The sequence below is a fragment of the Streptomyces sp. NPDC096193 genome, from assembly GCF_040302905.1.
Lineage (GTDB): Bacteria > Actinomycetota > Actinomycetes > Streptomycetales > Streptomycetaceae > Streptomyces.
Genome location: NZ_JBEOSJ010000026.1, coordinates 31,568 through 47,529 on the forward strand (window position 1 = coordinate 31,568; position 15,962 = coordinate 47,529).

Sequence of the window (15,962 nt, forward strand, 5' to 3'; positions counted from 1 at the left end):
GAGCCCCGGATGACGGAACAGACCGAGCAGGCGGAGCACTCGCGACAGGCAGACCGGACCGAGCAGACGCCCGGCGCGGACCGCACGGGGGCGGAAGGGCCGGCCCTCACCACCTCGGAGCCCACCGCGTCCCCGGCGACCGGAGGCATACAACCGCACCGGCGGACCCGTCCGATCGGCGAGATCCGTCACTGGCCCCGCTCGTTCGCCGACCGTCTGACCGCACCGCTGCCCGGGGTACGGGCCATGGCCCGTCTCGCCCGTGAGGGCGCGGTGCGCCCCGGCCGGGACGGTCTCCGGGGCGTCCCGCTGCTGCCCTTCGAGCCCGGTCCGCTGCCTGCCGTCGACGCCACCGCCGTCGCCGTCACCTGGGCGGGACACGCCAGCTGGGTGCTGCGCATCGGCGGGCTCACCGTGCTGACCGACCCCGTGTGGTCCCGCCGGATCTTCGGCACCCCGGCGCGGGTCACCCCCGTCGGGGTGCGCTGGGAGGACCTGCCGCCGGTCGACGCCGTGGTCATCAGCCACAACCACTTCGACCATCTGGACGCCCCGACCCTGAAGAGACTGCCGCGGCACACCCCGGTCTTCGCCCCCGCCGGACTCGGCCGCTGGTTCCGCCGCCGGCTCTTCACCCGGGTGACCGAGCTCGACTGGTGGGAGGGCGCGGAGCTGGACGGCGTCCGCTTCGACTTCGTACCGGCCCACCACTGGTCCAAGCGGACCCTCGCCGACACGTGCCGCTCGCTGTGGGGCGGCTGGGTGCTCGGCGACCGGCTGGGCAGGTCCGTGTACTTCGCCGGCGACACAGGCTACGGCCACTGGTTCCGGGAGATCGGCCGCCGCCACCCCGGTCTCGATCTCGCGCTCCTGCCCATCGGCGCCTACGCACCGCGCTGGTGGCTCAGCGATGTGCACACCGATCCGGAGGAGGCCGTGCGCGCCTTCGAGGATCTCGGAGCGCGGCACATGGCGCCGATGCACTGGGGGACGTTCGTCCTCTCGGCGGAACCCGTCCTCGAACCGCTCCTTCGGGTGCGGGCGGCATGGGAGCGGACCGGCCGGCCGCGCGAGCAGCTGTGGGACCTCCCGGTCGGCGGTTCGCGGGTGCTGGACGCGAGCTGACGGGACCTTCGCACGGGCCGGCGGGACGCCGGACCGTGATCCGAAGGCGGCGGACTGCCTACGCGTGCTGCCCCGACGAGTCCGGCCGGTGCCCCTTCCGGCGCCACCGGCGCCACAGAGGCGGCGCCCCGCTGAGCACCACCGTCAGCGCCACCGCGACGACCACGCCCTTCCACGGTTCGTCGAACAGCGAGCCGCCGAGTATCCCGATCAGCTGGTACGTCGCCGCCCACGCCAGGCACGCCGGAATGTTGCCCCGCACGAACGAGCGCAGCGGCATCTTGGCCAGCAGGCAGGCCAGCATCACCGGAATGCGCCCGGCCGGTACCAGCCGCGACAGCACCAGGACCGCCACGCCGTGGTCGTCCAGCTTGCCCTGCGCCTGTTCGAGGTGTTCCGGCGTGGCGCGGTCGCGGAGCGCGGCCAGCCAGCGCGAGCCGTTCTTGGATCCGACGCCGCGCTGCCCCAGCCAGTACAGCGTCACATCGCCCAGGAACGCGGCGAAGGACGCCACCAGGAAGACGAACAGCAGGCTCAGCGGAGACGTCTGATGGAAGGCCACCACCGCCGCGGAGCTGACGACCGCGCCCGTCGGCACCACCGGCACCAGGGCTCCCAGCGTCACCAGCAGGAACAGTGAGGGGTAGGTGACGGCCTGCTGGGTGGACTCCGGCGGCAGCTGGGCCAGGAGGTCCGACAGCTTCCCGAACATCTCGGCCGCCTTCGAGCTCACCGCCTCGCCTCCGGTCTGACCCGCTCGCCGTGGCCGAGACGGTGCACGGCCACCTTCGGCGCGATCCGCGCCGCCTTGCGTACGAACTCCTCGCCCGGGGCGTAGAACTCGTGCGGGCGGACACCGTCCATCCCGATCGGCCAATACGTGCCGTAGTGCACCGGCACCGCGGCACCCGGCGCGAGGGACACCAGCGCCTCGGCGGCCCGCCTCGCGTCCAGATGCCCGTGCCCGAGGTAGGGACCCCAGCCACCGACCGGCAGCAGCGCCACGTCGACGGGACCCACCTCGTCCGCCATCGAGTCGAAGAGTCCGGTGTCCCCGGCGAAGTAGGTGCGGGCCTCCCCGGTGATCACATAGCCGAGCGCGGGCGACCGGTGCGGCCCGACCGGCAGCCGCCGTCCGTCGTGCAGGGCGGGCACCGCGCGCACCACCACTTCGCCGACCGGCACCTCGTCACCGGGGAGCACCTCGGTGACCGGCAGCCGCAGCCGCTTCAGGCCCGGCACGGATCGGGTCGCGCCCTGCGGCACGATCAGCGGGGTGCCCGGCGCGATCCTGGCCAGTGACGGCAGGTGCAGATGGTCGGAGTGCAGATGGGAGACGAGGACCACGTCGGCGACAGCCGCCTCCGGTGGCGGCACGGCCCCGCGCCGCCTGCGCAGATGCGCGAACCGGCGGACGAACAACGGGTCGGTCAGCACCCGGACCCCGGAGTCCTCGACCGTGCAGGTGGCATGACCCCACCAGGTGACTTCCACCGGCACGCAGCGCCTCCTTATGCCCACGTCGGCCCGTTGTGCGAACCACGAGGACCGTTCTGCGAACCCCTGCCCGTTTCGCGGGCGGGTACCCGCCCGAGCCTATGGCCTGTCGTGCCCGGCAGGCCCGGGCGTCCCGGCGCACGAGCCTGCCGCCCGCTCCCGTCGCGCCCTCTGATGCGCCTCGGTGCGCGCTCCCTGGAGCAGGTCCGGTCGGAGTAGGGTCGGCGCGACCGGAGAGCGCAGGGGGATGTGCATGGATGCCTTACGAGTGGCGGCGATCGCCAGCCTGACGCCCCTCGAGGAGCTCGACAGCGACCCGTTCCTCGTGGACACCCGCAGTCAGCACGCGATGTGCGCCCGCTGGGCCGCCGACAAGGGCGGGGTTGTCACGCGGCAGCTGCTGTTCTACGGGCTGCGGCACGACCACTGCGGGCTGTGGGCCGATGTGGACGCCGGCGAGGTGGACCTCTTCGTCGCCCCCAACGACCGCGTACTGGCACGGGCGTTGACCTCGGTGCGGGATTTCGTCGCCGAGTGCGAGCGCCGTGGCGTGCGGCTGGAGACGGCGGGCCTGGACGAGCCCGTCTACGACGCGTCCATGAAGGCGGACGTCCACCGCAGGCTCTCCATGCCGACCGCCGGCTACAACGGCCGCTGACCCGTCGCCCCCGGCCTGCGGGGACGCCCGAGCGGATCGTGCCCGCCGCTGTGCCACGCTGGAGGCCTGATCCAGGGGTGAGGTGGGAGCGGCGTGGTCGAAAGCCGATGGCGCAGGGCGGGGAGCACCCTGCTGCGTGTGGCCTCCGTGTGGATGGTCTCGACGCTGACGATGCTGGCTCTCGCCGGGCTGCTGCCCGACTTCCGGCTCCAGTCCGAGGACGGCGAGAGCATCACCCGTACCGCGGTGACCGCCGCCTGGGGCGCGGGCGCCTTCGGTCTGCTGAGCGCACTGGTGTGGCCGGTGCTGGTACGGGCGCTGCTGCTCGTACCGGCCCTCCTGCTCGGCCTGTTGGTCTTCTTCCTCAACGGCTCCCTGCTGCTGCTCGCCCTCCGGCTGAGCCCCGACGGCGGCGGAGAGGCGGCCCCGGAGACCGCGGTCCTCGTCGCCGCCGTGATGTCCGCCGTCGCCTCCGCAACCTCCACGGCCCTCGCCGTGCACGACGACAACGCCTACCGGCGCCGGCTCTCCCGGCTCGCCACCCGGCGCCGCCGAAGACGCGGTGAGGACGTCGGCCGTACCGCCGCCGACGGCACGGTCTTCCTCCAGCTCGACGGAGTCGGTCACGAGGTGCTCCAGCGCGCGGCCAAGGACGGTGTGATGCCGACCGTCGCCGAGTGGCTCGCCACGACCCACCGGCTGACCCCCTGGCGTACGGACTGGTCCAGTCAGACCGGCGCCAGCCAGCTGGCCATCCTGCACGGAACCAACCACGACGTCCCCGCCTTCCGCTGGTACGAGAAGGACACCGGCCGGGTCATGGTCAGCAACCGGCCCGCCAGCGCGGCCGAACTCCAGCGCCGCGCCATCGAGCGCACCGGCGACGGCGGGCTGCTGACCGTCGACGGAGCCAGCCGCGGCAACCTCTTCAGCGGCGGCGCCGACCAGCTCGCCCTGGTGCTGTCGATGGCGGCCCGGCGCGGCAAGGCGAACCGTTCGCGGGCCGGGTACTTCGCCTACTTCTCCGACCCCGCCAACGCCGTCCGCACGGCCGGCGCGTTCCTCGCCGAAGTGGTCCGCGAGATCCGCCAGTCGACCGGGGCGCGGCTGCGTGGTGACACACCGCGGATCGGCCGCGGCGGTCTGTACCCCTTCATCCGGGCGTTCGCGACCGTCGTGGAACGCGACGTCGTCGTCGCCGCGGTGCTCGGGGACATGCTCGCCGGGCGCACCGCCGTCTACGCCGACCTCGTCGCCTACGACGAAGTGGCACATCACTCGGGACCGCAGAGCAGCGACGCGATGCAGGTCCTGGAGCGGCTCGACCGTTCACTCGCCCTGATCGCCAAGGTCTCCGAGCACACCCCGCGCGGCTATCGGATCGTGCTGCTGTCCGATCACGGCCAGAGCCCGGGCCAGACCTTCGAGGGCGCCTACGGTCTCACCCTCAAGGACCTCGTCCGGGCCGGCTGCGGCCTGCCGGTGTCCCGGCGCGCCGAGCGCTCCAAGAGCGGCGCGGAGGCGCGGGACGCGGCGCGCCTCACTCTGCACACCGCACTGCACCGGCGGCCGGTGGAGGGAGCCGACGAGGTCGCCGCACCGAGTTCCGAACCGATCGTGCTCGCCTCCGGCAATCTCGCGCTGATCTCCTTCCCCGACGTGCCCGCGCGGCTGAGCCGCGAGGAGATCGACGCCCGCCACCCCGCCCTGCTGCGGACGCTGGCCGGCCATCCGGGTGTCGGGTTCCTCCTCGTGCGCAGCGAAGCGCACGGCTCGCTGGTCCTCGGCCCCGGCGGGGTGGAGATCCCGCTGGCGGAGCTGGACGACGACGGCCCGCTGGCGGTGTTCGGCGCCGGCGTGGCCGATGCCGTACGCCGTACCGACTCCTTCCCGCACGTCGCGGACATCATGGTCAACTCGATGTACGACCCCGAGACGGGCACCGTCCATGCCTTCGAGCCGCAGATCGGCTCCCACGGCGGCCTCGGCGGCGAGCAGTCCCAGCCCTTCCTGCTGTCGCCGCTGGAGCTGTCACCGCCGGTGAACGGTGGCGGCGAACTGATCGGTGCGGAGCAGGTGCACGAGGTCCTGCGGCGCTGGCTGAACGAGTCCGAGGGTCCGCAGGTGCCGATCGCCCCCCTCGGCCGGTTGGCGTCGCCCGGATAACGTGAGCCGCGCTGTGGGGTCCATCGCGTGTGCCGATGTGGGGAGTGGCCGGGTGCGTGCTGTCGTGTTCGAGGAGTTCGGGAAGCCGCTCGCCGTACGGGAGGTGCCCGAACCGGTGCCCGCGCAGGACGGTGCGGTGATCCGCGTGGAGGCGACCGGGCTGTGCCGCAGCGACTGGCACGGCTGGATGGGCCACGACGCCGACATCACGCTGCCGCACGTGCCCGGCCACGAACTGGCCGGTGTCGTCGAGTCGGTCGGCGCGGACGTCGCCGACTGGCACCCGGGGGACCGTGTCACCGTGCCCTTCATCTGCGCCTGCGGCCGCTGCGCGGCATGCGCGCGGGGAGCGCAGCAGGTGTGCGAACGCCAGGAGCAGCCCGGGTTCACGCACTGGGGGTCGTTCGCGCAGTACGTGCCCCTGCGGTACGCCGACACCAATCTGGTGGCCCTTCCCGACGCGATGTCCTTCGCCACCGCCGCCGGTCTCGGCTGCCGGTTCGCGACCGCCTTCCGTGCGGTCGTGGGACAGGGCCGGGTGCGGGCGGGGGAGTGGGTCGCGGTGCACGGCTGCGGCGGGGTGGGGCTTTCCGCGGTGATGATCGCCGCGGCGTGCGGGGCACGGGTGGTCGCGGTCGACGTGTCGCCGACGGCTCTGGAACTGGCGCGGGCGGTCGGCGCCGAGGTCTGTGTGAACGCCTCCGCGCCGGCGGGCGGCGTCGACGCCTCGGTCCCGAACAGCGCCGCGGCCGCCTCCGCCTCCACCGGCTCCGCGACCGACTCCACCCCGAACATCGCCGCGACCGACTCCACCCCCAACCGCGCCGTGGCCGAAGCCGTCCGTGAGGTGACCGGGGGCGGTGCCCACCTCTCGCTGGACGCCCTCGGTTCCCCGGTGACCTGTGTGAACTCGGTCCAGTGCCTCCGCCGCCAGGGCCGTCACATCCAGGTGGGCCTGCTGCCCGAGGGCGTACGGCTCCCCATGGACCGCGTCGTGCCGCTGGAGCTGGAGATCCTCGGCAGCCACGGCATGGCCGCCCATGACTACCCGGCGATGATGGCGATGGTCGCCTCCGGGGCGCTGCGCCCGGATCTCCTCGTGACGAGGGAGATCGGCCTGGACGCGGTCCCGGAGGCCCTCGCGTCGCTCGGCGCCGCGTCCGGCAGCGGAGTGACGGTGATCCGTCCGCACGGGGTGTGAGGGCCACGGGCGGAGACGTCCGCGCGGCCGGCCGGTGCACCCGTCCGGTTCCGGCGTGTACGGGAATCGGGCTAATCGGTGTCCCCCGGTGGAGGGGATCTCCGGCTACGACGGCCGCGCCGTGGGTCCGCAGGGGTAAAGGAGGCCTGTCCAGGAAGGTCGCGCCCCATGAACCAGCCCGCGCACTACACCGTCGCCCTCCGCGCCCTGGCGCGCCGGGCTGCGCCGATAGCGCTGGTGGCTCTTCTCGCCCTCTTGGGCACGTCCCTCGGACCCGGGGCGCAGGCGGTGGCGGTCGGCGAACTCCGGCCCCCGGCCTCCGCGCCCGCCGACCCGACGAACCCAGGTCAACCCGAGGAGGGTGACACCGGGACGTCCGCGCCGGCCCGGGCCCGCGCCTCGCTGCGGCCGCCGGGTGACGACCCCCGCGCCGGGCCCGGACGAGCCGTCCGGTCCGCCCAGCGCTTTCCGGACGGGCCCCCACGCGTTCCGCGCGCCGTGCGCTGTGTGGTGCTGCGCTGCTGACAGTGCTGAGGGACCTCAGCACTGTTCCGCACCATCACCCCCCACACCACGCGAGGTGCACAGCCATGCCCATCGATCCGTTCGCCGCGCTCAGCGCCATGGTCCGCGCAGAGGCGGCCCGCACCGAGACCACGCACACCGTCGAGCCCACCGAGCGGCGCAGGCCTCCCGAGACCGAGTCCGAACCGAGGTCGGACGCCCGCCGCTCGCGCAACGACGACGGCGCCGTCTGACGCCCGCACCGCCCGACGCCCCTGCCACCGGCCGGTTTTGGAGCATCAGCAGATCATCAATACGATCCGCTGATGATCAATAGAAAACGGCTGGCGGCCGGGGCGTGCGGCCTGCTCGCCGCCCTCGCCGTCGGGCTCTTCCCGGCAGGCGCCGCCGCCGACGACGAACCGGCGGACAAGTCCCCCGAGGCAGCCCCCAAGGTCGAGTTGGTGCTCGACGTGAGCGGCTCGATGCGTGCCCGCGACATCGACGGCCAGAGCCGTATGTCGGCGGCGAAGCAGGCTTTCAACGACGTACTGGACGCCGTGCCCGCCGAAGTCCGGCTCGGCATACGCACCCTCGGGGCCGACTACCCCGGCAAGGACAGAAAGGTCGGCTGCAAGGACACCAGGCAGCTCTACCCCGTCGGGTCGCTCGACCGGACCGAGGCCAAGACCGCGATCGCCACCCTCGCCCCCACCGGCTGGACGCCCATCGGTCCGGCGCTGCTCGGCGCGGCCGACGACCTGAAGGGCGGTGACGGCACCCGGCGGATCGTGCTCATCACGGACGGCGAGGACACCTGCGCCCCGCTCGACCCGTGCGAGGTCGCGCGCGACATCGCGGCCAAGGGCATCCACCTCGTCATCGACACCCTGGGACTGGTGCCGGACGCGAAGACCCGCGATCAGCTGAGCTGTATCGCGGAGGCCACCGGCGGGACGTACACCTCGGTGCAGCACACGGACGAACTCTCGGACCGCGTCAATCAGTTGGTCGACCGGGCGGCCGAGCCCGTGGTCACCCCCGTCGCCACCCAGGGCGCGACGGAGTGCGCGAAGGCCCCGCGGCTCGAACCGGGTCTCTACAGCGACCGGGAGACGTTCGGCCAGCACCGCTGGTACCGCGTGGACGTGCTGCCCGGCCAGGAGTTGCGCGCCTCGGTGAGCATCGGCGCCGACCGCGCCGTCAACAACGACTACGGCGTACTCCTGCGGGCCGTCACCGTGCACGGCCGGGAGATCGTCCGCGGTTCGGAGGCCGGTGACGGACGCACCGACGTCATCTCCACCGGCCTGCGCTATCCGAAGCCCGAAGGCGACGACGCGGACGACACCGAGCCCGCCGCCGAGTCCGTCTGTCTGGAGGTCAGCAACGCCTTCGCCGCGGCCCCCGCGGTGAAGACCACGCCCGGTATGCCCGTCGAGCTCACCGTCGACATCGTGGACGCGCCCGACGAGTCGTCCGACGTCGCCGCCTTCGGTCTCGGCCGCGGCTGGTGGCTCCTGGCCGTCCTCGCGCTCACGGGCCTGCTGGCCGGAGTGCTGTGGGGCTGGATCTCGCGCTGGCGCGTCGCCGTATGGAGGACCAACTGATGCGTATCGCACGCGCACTGACGACCGTGCTGCTCGCCGCCGCCGCGCTCTGCGGTACGGCGGGTGCCGCCGTCGCCGACGACCCGTCGGCGTCCCCGAGCGACGGCGCGAGCGGGGCGGGGCCGACCGAGGCCGGTACCGGCTTCCGTGACGCCACCACGATCGAGCAGGGGCAGCCCGCCACCGCCACCGCGTCGGCGGGCGACTACCTGTACTGGGTGTTCCCGGCGGACGCGGGCCACCGGGCCACGGTGCAGGCCACCGTCACCCTGCCCGAGTCGGCGACCCGGACCGGTTCGTCCACCTGGCGGCTCGACGTGTACGACGGGCTGCGCCGGCGCCAGGCCTGTATGTACGGCATGCAGACCCGGGCGGCCGCGAAGGACGCGGCGGCCGTCGAGCTGTCCTGCACGCTGCGGACCGTCCGTTCCTGGGCGGAGCCGTGGGACAACGACCCGCTGCCCGGCAGCTACTACATCCGCCTGACCGTGACCGAGCTCCCCGAGGAGGATCTCGGACTGCCGGTCCGCGCCGAGGTCCGTGCGGACGTGTCCGACGCGGGCGGCGCCTCCGCCGTGGACGGCTCGCTCGCCGCTCCGCTGGTGGCGGGCGCGAAGACGGCCGACACGGCGGGCGAACCGAAGCAGGCGGGCGTCCTCGGTGAGCCCGAGGACGGCTGGTCCTCCGGCTGGTGGTCGGACCGCTGGATCTGGACGGTCGCGGGCGGGCTGCTCTGTGCGCTCGGCGCGATCGCCGGATACGCGCTGACACGGGGCGCGGGCCGCCCCTCCGGCGTACCGCCGACCGCCTGACACGCGGGGCGAGTGGCTGCCACCACCGGCAGCCACTCGCCCGACGAACTACGCCTCCTGGAGCGAGGCGAGCTGAGCGGCCAGCGTCTCCTTCGACTGGAACGTCGCGCCGAAGAGGGCGACATGCTTCCAGTGCAGCGTCCCGTCTCCGGCGACGACGAACACCGCGCGCCGCAGCCCTATCCCCGGGGCCGCGACGCCGAACGCCTTGGAGACGGCCCGGTCGGTGTCCGCGAGCAGCGGCATCCGCAGCCCGTGCTTGCGCGCGAACGCCTCGTGGCTGTCCACCCCCTGCGGGCTGATCGCCCACACCTCGGCGCCGCACTCGGTGAACGACTCCAGACCGCTGGAGTACGAACACAGCTGCTTGGTGCAGACGGTGGTGTCGTCCCCGGGGTAGAACGCGAGCACGAGCGGCCGCCCCCGCACCGCGGCGAGCGCGAACTCGCGCCGCTCGAATGCGTCGTCCACGAGCACGCCTCCGGGGAGGGTGAAGTCGGGGACGTGCTTGCCGGGTTCAGGTGATGCTGCCAAGGGAACTCCTGCGGCTACGGGTACGGACGGCGGCGGTACGTGCTGCTCGGCGGCCGCTGGTGCCCCTGGGGGGCGGACCGCTCACCCAGACAGTCCACGCCGACGAGGGGTCCGGATGGAAGACCAGGCGGCGATCGTGGCCGGGTTGCAATCGAAGACCGCCGGTCGGACCGATGAGGTGGAACGTCAGCCGTGCGCCGCCGGGGAACAACTCCCGTAACGCCTCGGCCGGTACGTCCCGGTCATCGGCAAGCGTACTGACGTCCACGAAGAAGGCCGTGAAGCCCTCGCCCACGCGGTCTCGCAGCGAATGGGCGAGGGCGGGCAGGGTGCTCCGCGCCAGCCGCCCGCTCACGGCGATCCACACCTGCGGCCCGTCCGTGGCCAGTACCCGTACCCGTACCGTCGCTCGCATCTGCGCCCCCAGTACCCGGGTGATCCGCGCACCGCCGGTGGGCGCGCCGTCATCGTTGTCTTCGGAGCGGGAGGGGTGGCGGATTGCCCGGGCGCCGGTCTTTCTCCGGGCCGTCCCGTGCCTCGCGGCAAGCCTTGGCCTCGGTCACCAACCGGTCAGCAGCAAGTGGTTGAGCAGCAGCGCCAGCAGTGCCTGGGCGGCGAGCCAGCCGCGGGCACGGGGGAGGAACGCGCAGGCCGGGAGCAGCCACAGGGCGAAGGGGAGCCAGATGCGTTCCGTCTCCGCCTTGCTCATGCCGGACAGGTCGGCGACCAGCAGGGCGAGGACGGCGGCGGCCACGAGGAGCGCGAGACGGGCGTCGGCGACGGGGCCGCCGGGGCGGGTGAGCGCACCGCCGCGGTGCCGCAGGAGCAGCGCTCCGGCCCGCCGCAGACCCGCCGCCGTCGCCAGACCCGTGATGAGCACCGCGCACGCCAGGTTGCCCCAGATCCAGTAGCCGTAGGGGCGGATACCGCCCGCACCCTGGTAGTAGCGCGTGACCAGCACGTCGTACGCCTCCCACCAGAAGAACCCGGCGAGCGTGAACGCCACCGGGACGACCGCCAGGCCGGCGAGCAGCGCGACCGACAGGCGGGGGCGCTCCCGGATTCCGTGCCGGCCGAGCAGCAGCACCGCCCCCGCGATCAGGGCGAAGAGCGTGAGGCCGTACGACAGATAGCAGGTCAGACCGAACAGCAGTCCCGAAGCCCCCGCCCACATCACGGACCGCCTCGTGACCGCCAGGGCCAGCAGAGCCACTGACCACGCCGCCACCGCCGCGAAGTACGCGTCCGCCGAGGTGCCCATCCACACCGCGGCCGGGGCGAGGACGAGGAAGGGCGCTGCCCTGCGTGCGAGGGCCTCGTCGGCCAGGGCGCGGACCGTGACGAGCACGGCCACGCAGGCCGTCGCTCCGACGGTGATGGACCACACCCCGGCCCAGGCACCGCCGCCCAGCCCGGCCCGGTCGAGCAGGACGAACGTGAGCGTGGCGCCCGGCGGGTGGCCGGCGACGTGGGCGGGCCAGTTGTCGGGGGAGCCGATGAGGATGTGCGAGGTGAAGTCCCGCAGGGCTGCCGGAATGTCGTAGAAGCGGTCGACGACCTGGAGGTACTCGTGACGGGTGGTGAGCCGGTCGGCGACGCCCCGGTGCCACCCGTCGATCAGCGCGAGGGCGAAGATCCAGGCCATGGCCGTGACCCACGTCAGGGGGAGCAGCGCCCGCCAGGGGAGTCGGGCGGCGAGCGCGGGGCCGTACGCCACCGTGGCGATCGCCACCAGCACGGCAGCCGGAGTGCCGGGGCCCAGGTGAGGCCCCCAGGACGCCAGCAGAGGAGGCCAGTTGACCAGCAGCGTACGGCTGTTCCCCTGGATGTGGTGGCCGACCAGAACGGCCGCCGTCACGAGCAGTACGGCAGCTCCGGCGGCGTACAGGTCGTGGCGCAGGCCGCGGCTCTCGGTGGAAGGTGTGGCGTCGGACTCGGCGTGGGGCAGGGTGCGGATCACACCGGAACGCTAGGCCGCCAGACCCGTCCACAGACCGCCGTACGGGCCGATGTCAGCGTTTCGTCATGAGTCGCGCGCCCGTTCGCGGGGTGGTCCGGGCCTACCGTCGGGACATGCCAGCCCCCGATGCCCCATGGCTTCCCTCCTCGCCCGGCTTCTGGCGCAGCCCCCTGCGCGGACCCCGGTTCACCTCGGTCCTCGGCCTCGTCCTGCTCTTCGGCATCACCGTGCTGTTCGTGACGGGCCTCGTCTCGTACGCCGCCTACAACCCGGACCTGTCGCCGGTGAACGACACGACCCCCGGCAAGGGGATTCTCGGCTTCTACCTCTTCTCCTGGCCGACGAACCCGCACTGGCTGTACCGGCTCAACCAGGGCGTCCACGTCACCCTCGGCGTCACCCTGATCCCCGTCCTGCTCGCCAAGCTGTGGTCCGTGGTGCCGAGGCTGTTCACGCTGCCGCCGGCCCGCTCGCTCGCCCACGCCCTGGAGCGGATCTCGCTGCTCCTCCTGGTGGGCGGGGCGCTGTTCGAGTTCGTCACCGGTGTGCTCAACGTCCAGCTCGACTACATCTTCCCCGGCTCCTTCTATCCGCTGCACTTCTACGGAGCGTGGGTGTTCATCGCCGCCTTCGTCGCCCACGTGCTGCTGAAGATGCCCGCGGCGCTGCGCAACGTGCGGCATCTGCGGGAGGAGAAGAACGACCTGGTGTCGCCGCGCCCGGCCGAGCCGACCGTCTCCCGGCGGGGTGCGCTGTGGTTCGTCGGGGGCGGCTCGCTGCTGCTGTTCGCGACGACGGTGGGGCAGAACTTCGACGGCCTGCCGAGGCGCACCGCACTCCTCGCACCGCACGGCGGCGACGACCCCGGCAGCGGCCCGAACGGCTTCCAGATCAACAAGACAGCGCGGTACGCCGGGATCGTCGCGGCGGAGACCGGTGAGGACGCGTGGCGACTCGTCGTGACGGGACGCTCGGGCACCGTCCGCCTCAGCCGGCAGCAGCTGCTCCGACTTCCCACACACAGCGCGGCCTTGCCCATCGCCTGCGTCGAGGGCTGGTCGACGTCGGACCAATGGTGGCGCGGGGTACGGCTGCGCGACCTCGCGGCACTCGTCGGTCACGACGGCGACCCGCCCGACGTGTTCGTGGAGTCCCTCCAGCGCAGAGGCGCCTTCCGGCGCGCCGCCCTGCGTGCCAACCAGGTGGCCGACCCGCGTTCCCTGCTCGCCCTGTACGTCAACGGCGAGCAGCTGTCCCCCGACCACGGCCACCCGGCACGGATCATCGTGCCCGCGGCTCCCGGTGTGCTGAACACCAAGTGGGTGGCCCGGATGACGTTCGGAGACCTCTGATGCTTCCGCTCTTTCGACGGATCCCGGTCGGCAGCCCCATGCAGCTGCTGCTGCTCGCCTGCTCGTTCGCCCTTGCCGCCTACGCGGGTGTGCGGCTGCTCGCGGACGACTGGCTCGGCGTCGCCCTCTGGTTCGTGGGGGCGGCGCTGCTGCACGATCTCGTGCTGGTGCCCCTGTACGCGGTCGCCGACCGGGCGCTCGTCCGCGGGCTGGGCGCGGTCCGCCGCCGGGAGCTGGTCCCGTACGTGCGCGTACCGACGGCCCTCTCCGGACTGCTCCTGCTGGTGTGGTTCCCGCTGATCAGCGGGAGGGTCGAGGTGCGCTACCGGTCCGCCACCGGGCTCTCCGCGGACGTGTTCCTCGCCCGCTGGCTGCTGATCACAGCCGTTCTCTTCGGTGGCGCGGCGCTGCTGTTGCTGCTCCGCCTGTGGCTGCGCAGGGAGACGAAGCACCGTCCGCCGGCCGTCCACTGACCGGCCTGCTCCCAGCCCTGTGCGTAGCGGAGCAGCGCCCGTGTGCCGAGCCGCGCCCAGGGAAAGACGGCGTCGGTGCCGCCGGTGCCGCCGGGCCCGACGACCTGGACCCGGTCCCGTTCGTCGACGTCCACCGGGACGGTCTCGGCGATCAGCAGGCCACCGGGGCGCAGGACTCCGGCGAGCCGGTCCAGCAGGGCGATCGGGTCGCCGCCGATGCCGACGTTGCCGTCCATGAGCAGGGCGGTGCCCCAGCGGCCCTCGCCGGGCAGCGGCGCGAAGACCGAGCGCCGCAGCGCCTGACCGCCGAGCCGCACGGTGTGTTCGACGGCGGCCTCGCTGACATCGATACCGAGGACGGCCCGCCCCCGGGCGGCGAGTTCGGCCACCAGCCGCCCGGGCCCGCACCCCACGTCGAGCACGGTCTCCTCGCACCGGTCCAGCACGCTCCGGTCGACGGCGTCGGCGCGGGCGCACCAGCGTTCCACCTCCAGCGGCAGCAGCGAGCCGTCGGCGCGGCGCAGGAACAACGGGCCGCCGCCGGCGCGCAGGGCGGCGGCATAGGGGTCGGCGCTCGCCCAGGGGAGGGCGGTGGCGGGAGGCGTGCTCATCGGGGTGCGGCCGGTCGCGGGGGCGACTGGTTGTCGGCGTCCGGTCGGCCGGGCGGTCCGGACTCCGTGCTGATAGCCGCTGTTCCCGCCGTACCCGCCGGGACTGTCGTGACCGCCGTGCACCGGGCCAGCCGTGCCGCGAAGCGGCCGTGCGGGACAAGAGCGGCGACGGCGTGCGCGTCGGCGGCCGTGTCGACGTCCCGCAGGGGCGGAAGGTCGTGCACCCGTAGACCGGCGGCGACGAGTCGGTCCCGCTGGACCGCACCCGTCTCGGCGGTCGACATCGGCACGCCCCGCAGCAGGGAGGGATCGGGGTGCGCCAGGCCGAGGGCCCAGAAGCCGCCGTCCTGGGCCGGGCCGAAGTGGGCGTCCCAGCCGGCGAAGTCGACGGTGAGCAACTCGGGCGTCACCTGCGGGGTGTCCATGCCGATGAGCAGGGCCGGACCGTCACAGTGCGCGAAGGCGTCCGCCAGCCGCTCGTCGAGCCCGCCCGAACACTGCGGTACGACGTCGAAGCCGGCCGGCAGCCAGGGGCCGGGGGCCCCGTCGAGGACGAGGACGCGCCGGGAGGCGGGCGTGGCCGCCACGGCGCGCAGGGTGTCCGCGAGGGCCGCCTCGGCCAGCTCCGCCGCCTCTCCCGGTGTGAACGGCGGACTCAGCCGGGTCTTGACCCGACCCGGCCGCGGCTCCTTGGCGATGACGAGGAGCGTGGTCAACGGACGGTTCCTCCTGGGGATGCGGTGCCACCCGAGTACGCGGCGGTCTCGCCCAGCACCCGGCTCATGTCCCGTACGGCCTGCCAGGTCCCTCGCCAGGTGCCGGTCACCTTCGACGCTCCGGTGCGCGGCAGGTAGGGCACGTCGTGCTCGGCGATCCGCCACCCGGCGTCGGAGGCGCGGACGACCATCTGCAGCGGATAGCCGCTGCGCCGGTCGGTGAGGCCCAGGGCGAGCAACGGCTCCCGGCGGGCGGCGCGCAACGGGCCGAGGTCGTGCAGGCGCAGGCCGGTGCGGCGGCGCAGTATCCGGGCGAGGGCGAGATTGCCGGCCCGGGCGTGCGCGGGCCATGCGCCCCGGCCCTGCGGACGCCGACGGCCGAGCACCAGGTCCGCCTGGCCGTCGCGCACTTCGCGGACGAAGGGGACGAGGAGCGAAGGGTCGAGGGAGGCGTCGCAGTCGCAGAAGCACACCACGTCGGCGGTGGCGGCGGTCAGCCCGGTGTGGCAGGCGGCGCCGAAGCCCCGGCGCGGCTCCTCCACGACGGTGGCGCCGCACGCGCGGGCGATGGCGGCCGAGCCGTCGGTGGAACCGTTGTCGACGACGATGGCGCGCCAGCCCGGCGGAATCCGTTCGAGCACCCAGGGAAGGGCCTCGGCCTCGTTCAGGCAGGGCAGCACCACATCGACGTCGGAAGGTGTCGTGGTCACTGCTTCACCCTACGAGTGCGAATCGGGCATACC

17 protein-coding genes are annotated in these 15,962 nt (G+C 73.4%); 9 read left to right on the forward strand and 8 right to left on the reverse strand.

Annotated elements, in window-relative coordinates; genetic code table 11:
- Positions 1–9 precede the first annotated feature (9 nt).
- A complete protein-coding gene (locus ABTX78_RS29340; protein ID WP_352209796.1) occupies positions 10–1,125 on the forward strand; it encodes an MBL fold metallo-hydrolase in 1,116 nt (371 codons plus the stop codon).
- A gap of 58 nt (positions 1,126–1,183) precedes the next feature.
- Here the strand turns inward: ABTX78_RS29340 and ABTX78_RS29345 are convergent, their stop codons facing one another.
- A complete protein-coding gene (locus tag ABTX78_RS29345) occupies positions 1,184–1,837 on the reverse strand; it encodes a DedA family protein (RefSeq protein ID WP_352209865.1) in 654 nt (217 codons plus the stop codon).
- Positions 1,838–1,854: 17 nt separating this feature from the next.
- Positions 1,855–2,625: an MBL fold metallo-hydrolase gene (locus tag ABTX78_RS29350; protein ID WP_352209797.1), complete on the reverse strand. Its 771-nt coding sequence runs from the start codon at positions 2,623–2,625 to the stop codon at positions 1,855–1,857.
- Between the two features lie 250 nt (positions 2,626–2,875).
- On the opposite strand from ABTX78_RS29350, the gene ABTX78_RS29355 reads away from it, so the two are divergent.
- From ABTX78_RS29355 to ABTX78_RS29385, 7 genes are all read left to right on the forward strand, one after another.
- Positions 2,876–3,280, forward strand: a complete 405-nt coding sequence (locus ABTX78_RS29355; protein ID WP_352209798.1) for a hypothetical protein — start codon at positions 2,876–2,878, stop codon at positions 3,278–3,280.
- Between the two features lie 93 nt (positions 3,281–3,373).
- Entirely contained in the window at positions 3,374–5,446 is a 2,073-nt protein-coding gene (locus ABTX78_RS29360) for a phage holin family protein (RefSeq protein ID WP_502993999.1), read from the forward strand.
- Positions 5,447–5,498: 52 nt separating this feature from the next.
- Entirely contained in the window at positions 5,499–6,647 is a 1,149-nt protein-coding gene (locus tag ABTX78_RS29365) for a zinc-dependent alcohol dehydrogenase family protein (protein ID WP_352209799.1), read from the forward strand.
- A gap of 168 nt (positions 6,648–6,815) precedes the next feature.
- Positions 6,816–7,172 (forward strand): hypothetical protein, encoded by a 357-nt coding sequence (locus ABTX78_RS29370; protein WP_352209800.1) that lies wholly within the window; start codon positions 6,816–6,818, stop codon positions 7,170–7,172.
- Between the two features lie 65 nt (positions 7,173–7,237).
- On the forward strand, positions 7,238–7,405 hold the full coding sequence (locus ABTX78_RS29375; RefSeq protein WP_352209801.1) for a hypothetical protein: 168 nt from the start codon (positions 7,238–7,240) through the stop codon (positions 7,403–7,405).
- A gap of 72 nt (positions 7,406–7,477) precedes the next feature.
- Positions 7,478–8,761, forward strand: a complete 1,284-nt coding sequence (locus ABTX78_RS29380) for a VWA domain-containing protein (RefSeq protein WP_352209802.1) — start codon at positions 7,478–7,480, stop codon at positions 8,759–8,761.
- Positions 8,761–9,573, forward strand: coding sequence for a hypothetical protein (locus ABTX78_RS29385; protein ID WP_352209803.1), 813 nt, complete (start codon positions 8,761–8,763; stop codon positions 9,571–9,573). The genes ABTX78_RS29380 and ABTX78_RS29385 overlap by 1 nt, the downstream gene beginning before the upstream one ends.
- Before the next feature lie 48 nt (positions 9,574–9,621).
- On the opposite strand, the gene ABTX78_RS29390 is transcribed toward ABTX78_RS29385, so the two are convergent.
- The 3 genes from ABTX78_RS29390 to ABTX78_RS29400 form a co-directional block, all read right to left on the reverse strand.
- Positions 9,622–10,107, reverse strand: coding sequence for a peroxiredoxin (locus ABTX78_RS29390; protein ID WP_352209804.1), 486 nt, complete (start codon positions 10,105–10,107; stop codon positions 9,622–9,624).
- A complete protein-coding gene (locus tag ABTX78_RS29395) occupies positions 10,091–10,522 on the reverse strand; it encodes a hypothetical protein (RefSeq protein WP_352209805.1) in 432 nt (143 codons plus the stop codon). The genes ABTX78_RS29390 and ABTX78_RS29395 overlap by 17 nt, the downstream gene beginning before the upstream one ends.
- A gap of 144 nt (positions 10,523–10,666) precedes the next feature.
- The gene (locus ABTX78_RS29400; RefSeq protein ID WP_352209867.1) at positions 10,667–12,055 is read right to left on the reverse strand and encodes a hypothetical protein; all 1,389 of its coding nucleotides are present in this window, start codon (positions 12,053–12,055) and stop codon (positions 10,667–10,669) included.
- 125 nt (positions 12,056–12,180) lie between these two features.
- Here ABTX78_RS29400 and ABTX78_RS29405 point away from each other — a divergent pair, with 125 nt between their 5' ends.
- On the forward strand, positions 12,181–13,419 hold the full coding sequence (locus tag ABTX78_RS29405) for a molybdopterin-dependent oxidoreductase (RefSeq protein WP_352209806.1): 1,239 nt from the start codon (positions 12,181–12,183) through the stop codon (positions 13,417–13,419).
- A 322-nt stretch (positions 13,420–13,741) separates the two neighbouring features.
- On the opposite strand, the gene ABTX78_RS29410 is transcribed toward ABTX78_RS29405, so the two are convergent.
- From ABTX78_RS29410 to ABTX78_RS29420, 3 genes are read right to left on the reverse strand one after another with little or no spacing between them, the layout of a single operon-like run.
- Entirely contained in the window at positions 13,742–14,503 is a 762-nt protein-coding gene (locus tag ABTX78_RS29410) for a class I SAM-dependent methyltransferase (protein ID WP_352209807.1), read from the reverse strand.
- Entirely contained in the window at positions 14,500–15,219 is a 720-nt protein-coding gene (locus tag ABTX78_RS29415) for a TIGR04282 family arsenosugar biosynthesis glycosyltransferase (protein ID WP_352209808.1), read from the reverse strand. The genes ABTX78_RS29410 and ABTX78_RS29415 overlap by 4 nt, the downstream gene beginning before the upstream one ends.
- Positions 15,216–15,929 (reverse strand): glycosyltransferase family 2 protein, encoded by a 714-nt coding sequence (locus ABTX78_RS29420; protein ID WP_352209809.1) that lies wholly within the window; start codon positions 15,927–15,929, stop codon positions 15,216–15,218. Before ABTX78_RS29420 ends, ABTX78_RS29415 begins: the two co-directional genes overlap by 4 nt.
- Positions 15,930–15,962: the final 33 nt, after the last annotated feature.